Origin of the sequence: Isoptericola sp. NPDC060185, assembly GCF_042728595.1 — a bacterium.
Classification (GTDB): domain Bacteria; phylum Actinomycetota; class Actinomycetes; order Actinomycetales; family Cellulomonadaceae; genus Isoptericola.
The window spans coordinates 1-5,336 of record NZ_JBHWYY010000129.1; the positions used below are offsets into that span (position 1 = coordinate 1).

General features: G+C 76.4%; 7 protein-coding genes. 3 read left to right on the forward strand and 4 right to left on the reverse strand.

Going from position 1 to position 5,336, the window contains the following annotated elements:
* Window positions 1-68: 68 nt before the first annotated feature.
* Both ACFWDO_RS20990 and ACFWDO_RS20995 read right to left on the reverse strand, forming a co-directional pair.
* A complete protein-coding gene (locus tag ACFWDO_RS20990; protein WP_380326502.1) occupies window positions 69-899 on the reverse strand; it encodes an aldo/keto reductase in 831 nt (276 codons plus the stop codon).
* 44 nt (window positions 900-943) lie between these two features.
* The gene (locus ACFWDO_RS20995) at window positions 944-2,143 is read right to left on the reverse strand and encodes an MFS transporter (RefSeq protein ID WP_380326505.1); all 1,200 of its coding nucleotides are present in this window, start codon (window positions 2,141-2,143) and stop codon (window positions 944-946) included.
* Window positions 2,144-2,293: 150 nt separating this feature from the next.
* Here ACFWDO_RS20995 and ACFWDO_RS21000 point away from each other — a divergent pair, with 150 nt between their 5' ends.
* Window positions 2,294-2,740: a MarR family winged helix-turn-helix transcriptional regulator gene (locus ACFWDO_RS21000; protein ID WP_380326539.1), complete on the forward strand. Its 447-nt coding sequence runs from the start codon at window positions 2,294-2,296 to the stop codon at window positions 2,738-2,740.
* A 12-nt stretch (window positions 2,741-2,752) separates the two neighbouring features.
* Here the strand turns inward: ACFWDO_RS21000 and ACFWDO_RS21005 are convergent, their stop codons facing one another.
* Window positions 2,753-3,391 carry a transcriptional regulator gene (locus ACFWDO_RS21005; protein WP_380326508.1) on the reverse strand — a complete coding sequence of 213 codons (639 nt, stop codon included), beginning with the start codon at window positions 3,389-3,391 and terminating at the stop codon, window positions 2,753-2,755.
* Window positions 3,388-3,858, reverse strand: a complete 471-nt coding sequence (locus tag ACFWDO_RS21010) for a DNA-binding protein (RefSeq protein WP_380326511.1) — start codon at window positions 3,856-3,858, stop codon at window positions 3,388-3,390. Before ACFWDO_RS21010 ends, ACFWDO_RS21005 begins: the two co-directional genes overlap by 4 nt.
* A gap of 67 nt (window positions 3,859-3,925) precedes the next feature.
* Between ACFWDO_RS21010 and ACFWDO_RS21015 the strand changes: the two genes are divergently transcribed.
* Both ACFWDO_RS21015 and ACFWDO_RS21020 read left to right on the forward strand, forming a co-directional pair.
* On the forward strand, window positions 3,926-4,426 hold the full coding sequence (locus tag ACFWDO_RS21015) for a hypothetical protein (RefSeq protein ID WP_380326514.1): 501 nt from the start codon (window positions 3,926-3,928) through the stop codon (window positions 4,424-4,426).
* Window positions 4,427-4,476: 50 nt separating this feature from the next.
* Window positions 4,477-5,336 (forward strand): PEP/pyruvate-binding domain-containing protein (locus tag ACFWDO_RS21020; protein WP_380326517.1); only part of this gene is annotated, 860 nt, incomplete at its 3' end.

Sequence of the window (5,336 nt, forward strand, 5' to 3'; positions counted from 1 at the left end):
CGTTTGGCCCCGATTCCCTAGGGAAACGGGGCCAAACGCCCGCTCACAACACTGCCTCGGACCCCGGGTCAGCCGTTGAACGCGGCCGGGTGCGGGCCGGTGCGGCCGTCGCGCTCCAGCCCGTCGATGGCGGCGAGCTCGGCGTCGGTGAGGTCGAACCTGAAGACGTCGAGGTTCGCGGCGATGCGTGCCGGCGTCACGGACTTGGGGATGACGACGCGGCCCTGCTGCAGGTGCCAGCGCAGCACCACCTGGGCCGGCGTCACGCCGTGCGCGCGGGCGGCGTCGACGACCGGTGCGTCGCCCAGGACGGCACCCTGCGCCAGCGGGCTCCACGCCTCGGTGACGGCGCCGTGGCGGGCGTTCGCCGTGACGGTCTCGCGGTTCTGCAGCGCCGGGTGCAGCTCCACCTGGTTCACGACCGGGGTGCTGCCGCCGAGGGCGGCGACGCGGTCGAGGTGCTCGGGCAGGAAGTTGGACACGCCGATCGAGCGGGCGAGGCCGGCGTCGCGGAGGTCCTCCAGGCCCTGCCAGGCGTCGAGGTAGTCGTCCGTGGCGGGGGTCGGCCAGTGGATCAGGTACAGGTCCACGTGGTCGAGGCCCAGCTTCTCCAGGCTCTCCTCGAGGCCCTCGCGGGCGGCGGCGCGGCCCAGCCTGTCCACCCACAGCTTGGTGGTGACGAACAGCTCGTCGCGGGCGACGCCCGACTCGGCCAGGGCACGGCCGACGCCGCGCTCGTTGCCGTAGACGGCGGCGGTGTCGATGCTGCGGTAGCCGGCGTCGAGCGCGGCGGCGACGGCGGCCGTCGTCTCGGCGTCGGGCACCTGGAAGACGCCGAAGCCGAGCTGGGGCATGGTGCGGCCGTCGGAGAGGGTGACGGTGGGGACGTTCGCGGTCATGAGATGGGTCCTTCCGGTGGTGCGGTACTGAGGTTCGGGGTGGGTTAGACGGCGGACGGCGCGAGCTCGTGCTCGTGCGCTGTGCCGCGGGGCCGGGCGAGCTCGCCGCCGCGGGAGCGGACGGCGACCAGCAGGACGCCGAGCCCGGCGACCGTGACGGCCGCGCCGACCCACAGGGGCGAGGTGTAGCCGAGGCCCGCGGCGAGGGCGAGACCCGCGGCCCAGGCGCCGAACGCGTTCCCGACGTTGAACGCGGCGATGTTGGCGCCGGAGCCGAGCGTGGGCGCGGCCTCGGCGTACTGCATGATGCGGGCCTGCAGCCCGGGCACCGTGGCGAAGCCGAAGCCGCCCATGAGGAGCAGCGCCACGACGGTCGCGACCTTGCTCTGCGCGGTGAGCGCGAAGAGCACGAGGACGGCGGCGAGCACGGAGATGACCGTGACGAGCGCCTTGACGAGGTTGCGGTCGGCGGCGCGGCCGCCCAGCACGTTGCCGGCGAAGAGGCCGACGCCGAAGACGACGAGCAGCCACGGGACGGCGGCGGCGCTGAAGCCGCTGACCTCGGTGAGCGTGAACGCGATGTAGCTGAACGCGCCGAACATGCCGCCGTAGCCGAGCACGGTGACGGCCATGGACAGCCACACCTGGCGGTCGCGGAAGATGCGGAACTCCGACAGCACGGAGCCGGTGGAGCGGTGCGACGTCGCGGGCACGAGCACGGCGATGCCGACCAGGCCGATCACGCCGATCACGGTGATGGCCCAGAAGGTGGCCCGCCACCCGGCCGCCTGGCCGAGGAACGTGCCCAGCGGCACGCCGGCCACGTTGGCGATGGTGAGGCCGGCGAACATCACGGAGATGGCGGCGGCGCGGCGGTTCGCGGGCACGAGGTCAGCCGCGACGACCGCCCCGATGCCGAAGAAGGCGCCGTGGCACAGGGCCGCGACGACCCGGCCGACCATCGTCATCCCGTAGCTGGGCGCGACGGCGGACAGCAGGTTGCCGGCGATGAACAGCACCATCAGGAGCATGAGCGCCCGCTTGCGCGGCACCCGGGAGAGGGCCGCGGTGAGGGCGATGCCGCCGACGGCGACGGACAGGGCGTAGCCGGAGATGAGGTAGCCGGCCACCGTCTCGGTGACGCCGAAGTCGGCGGCCACCTCCGGCAGCAGGCCCATGATGACGAACTCGGTGAGTCCGATGCCGAAGCCCCCGAGGGCGAGGGCGTACAGCGCGGCAGGCATCCGAGGCCTCCAGGATCGGGAACGGGAACGTTGCGTGTGCAGTAGTTGCACGCGCAACGTTCTAGATAGTTGCACACGCGCTATATGCGCGCAAGGCGCTATGCTGTGATCCGGACGACGGGCCCGCACGAGGCCCCCGAGGAGGCCGACATGGGTATCGCCGACGACGCCGTCGAGATCCGCGCGCGCGGCTGGCGCACGCTCGCCGCGCTGCACGGGCTGATCGAGACGGACCTGGAGCGCGCGCTGCAGAAGGAGCACCAGCTCTCCGTGGTGGAGTTCACCGTGCTCGACGCGCTGAGCCGCCAGGACGGCTGGCACATGCGCATGCAGCAGCTCGCCCGCGCCGCCGCCCTGTCCAGCAGCGCCACGACGCGCCTCGTCACGCGCCTCGAGGACCGCGGCCTGCTCACGCGCATCCTGTGCGCCGACGACCGCCGCGGCATCTACACCGAGCTCACGCCCGCCGGCCGCAAGCTCCTCGAGGCCGCCCGGCCCACCCACGACCGCGCCCTCGAGGACGCGCTCACCCGCGCCGAGGACATCCCCGAGATCGCCCCGCTCGCCGCGTCCCTGCACGAGGTCGCCACGGTCTGAGGCGGGGCCGGTTCACGCTCCCCGCGGAACACCCGCCGTCGCGAGCAGGTCCTCGTGCAGCTCCATCCACACCCCGTGGACGGACGCGCCGCCGATGCCGGCCACGCGTGAGCCGTCGCCGGCGCGGGCCGCCGCGAGCGCGTCGTCGAGCCTGCCGGCGTAGCCGCCGAACCGGTCGAGCTCCGTCGCCAGCCCGGCGAGCAGGGGGCGCACCTCGGCGACGACGGCCGCCAGCTCGTCGAGCGCGCGCGCGTCCCAGGCGGCGTCGCGGTGGTCGTTGACGTCCAGCCGCCCGCCGTCGCCGGGCCGCAGCTGCCAGTCCGTGCAGGCCTGCAGCAGCCGGGAGTTGAGCGGGTCGAAGGCCGGGAGCGCCGCGCGCACGACGGCGTCCGCGCGCCCGGTCGGGTCGGCGGCGAGCTCCGCCGCGAGGCGGCGCTCCCCCTCCGCCCGCCCGCGCTCGGTGAGCGACCAGGCGCCCGTCCCCGCGAACTCGGACCAGGTGACGCACCCGAACGCCTCCAGGTCCAGGAGGAGGTCGCGCGCGACGTCGGCGGGGAGCCCGGCGCGCTCCGCCACGGCGGCGTCGTCCGCGGCACCCCGCACGCGCACGGCGTGCAGGACGAGGAGCTCCGGGTCGGACGGCCGGCTCACGCCGCGGCCCCGCCGTCGCCGCCCGCCCCGCCGGAGCCTGCCCCACCCGACCGCGAGACGAGGCGGTCGAGCCGCTGCTGCACCGCCTGCGGCGAGCCCAGCCCCATCGCCCCCGCCATCCGGGCCCACGTGTGACCGGCGGCGCGCGCGGCGAACAGGGCCGCCGTCTCGAGCTGCCCCGCCTCGGCCCGCGCGGCGGGCACCAGCGCGAGGGCCGCGAGCGCCCCGGCGGCGTCCTCCTCGGGGGTCAGCCCGCCGCCCGCCGAGCGCCACAGATAGTGCCGCACCAGGTCCGTCGCCGACGGCGGCACGCCGGCCGGCTGCCACGGCCGCGCGGCCAGCCGGTCCGCGCCGAGGGCGAGCAGCGTGCGCCGGGCACGCGCCTCCGCGTCGGCGGCACCCTGGTCGACCTCGTGGTCCGCGGCACGACCGGTGGCGCGGTCGTCCGGGCGGGGCTTGCGTTCCATCCCGCGACCGTGCACCATCAACGAACCGTTGTCAACGCAATGTTGAACCCCGAGGAAGGACCGGCCCGTGGCGCGCGACAGGCGAACCCCCGTGGAGGCCTGGGCGGCCGAGGAGCGCCGCCTCCTCGACCGGGCCCCCGCCTTCCGGGCCGCGGTCGACCGGATCGTGGACCGGGCGCTCGACGACGTCGCCGCGGCGCAGGCGCGGGACGACGGCGAGGACAAGACCAGCAGCACGGAGGCCGCCTTCACGGGCGCGCGGGCACGCCTGCGACGGGCTCGGCGCAGGCACCGCCGAGAGCTGGCGCCGCTCGACCTCGCCCCGTGGCAGCGGCTGGCGGCGGACGTCGTGCGGCCCGTCGGCGCCTCGGGCGTCACGACGGACGCCCGCCTCACCGCGCGGAGGGCGGTCTCGTGGTGGCTGCCCACCGGCCTGGGCGCCGCGACCCTCGCGGGCCTGGACCCGTACTCCGGCCACGTGCAGGCCCGCGCCCGCGTGCTCGCCGAGGAGCGCACGGCCCGCCGGCAGGCGCGGCGCGGGCGCGGCCCGGCGGACCCGGACGCCTAGCGCCCCAGCCGACCGCACGACTCCTGTTCGACGACGCACGGAGGTGGGCGATGCCCGGGACGATCCCGCTCGACGGCGCAGCGCCCGCGCACGGCGGCAAGGCCGCGACCCTCGGCCGGCTGCGCCGCGCCGGCCTGCCGGTGCCGGACGGCTTCGTCGTCCCCGCCTCGCTCGAGGGCCCCGACCTGCGCGCCGCCGTCGACGGCGGGCTCGACGGCCTCGGGCGGCACGAGCCCGTGGCGGTGCGGTCGTCGGCGGCGGACGAGGACGGCACGCACGCGTCGGCGGCCGGCCAGTACGAGACGGTGCTCGGCGCGGTCGGCGCGGGCGACGTCGTGCGGGCCGTCGCCTCCTGCCGCGCGTCGGCGGCCGGTCCGCGGGCCACCGCGTACCGGGCGGCGACGGGAGGGGCCTGTGCAGCGGCCGGCGTCGCGGTGGCCGTCGTCGTCCAGCGCCTGGTCGACGCCCGCGCGGCGGGCGTGCTGTTCACGGGCGCACCGTTGACGGGCGGCGGACGCACGACGGTCGAGGCCTCGTGGGGGCTGGGCGAGAGCGTGGTGCAGGGCGCCGTCGACCCGGACCGGTGGACGGTCGCCGCCGGGCGCGTCGTCGAGCGGCGCACGGGGACCAAGCGCACCCGGGTGGACCGCTCCCCCGCCGAGGTCACGACCAGCGAGGTCCCCGCCGCCGACCGGGGCCGGCCCTGCCTCGACGACGCGACGGTACTGCGCGTCGTCGCGCTGGGCGAACGGGTCGCGCGCCTGCTCGGCGGCCCGCAGGACGTGGAGTGGGCGGTGGACGACGACGGCGCCGTCTGGCTGCTGCAGGCCCGCCCGGTCACGGCCGCCCTCCCCGCCGGTCGTTGTGAGCGGGCGTTTGGCCCCGACTCAAGGGCGGAACAGGGCCAAAC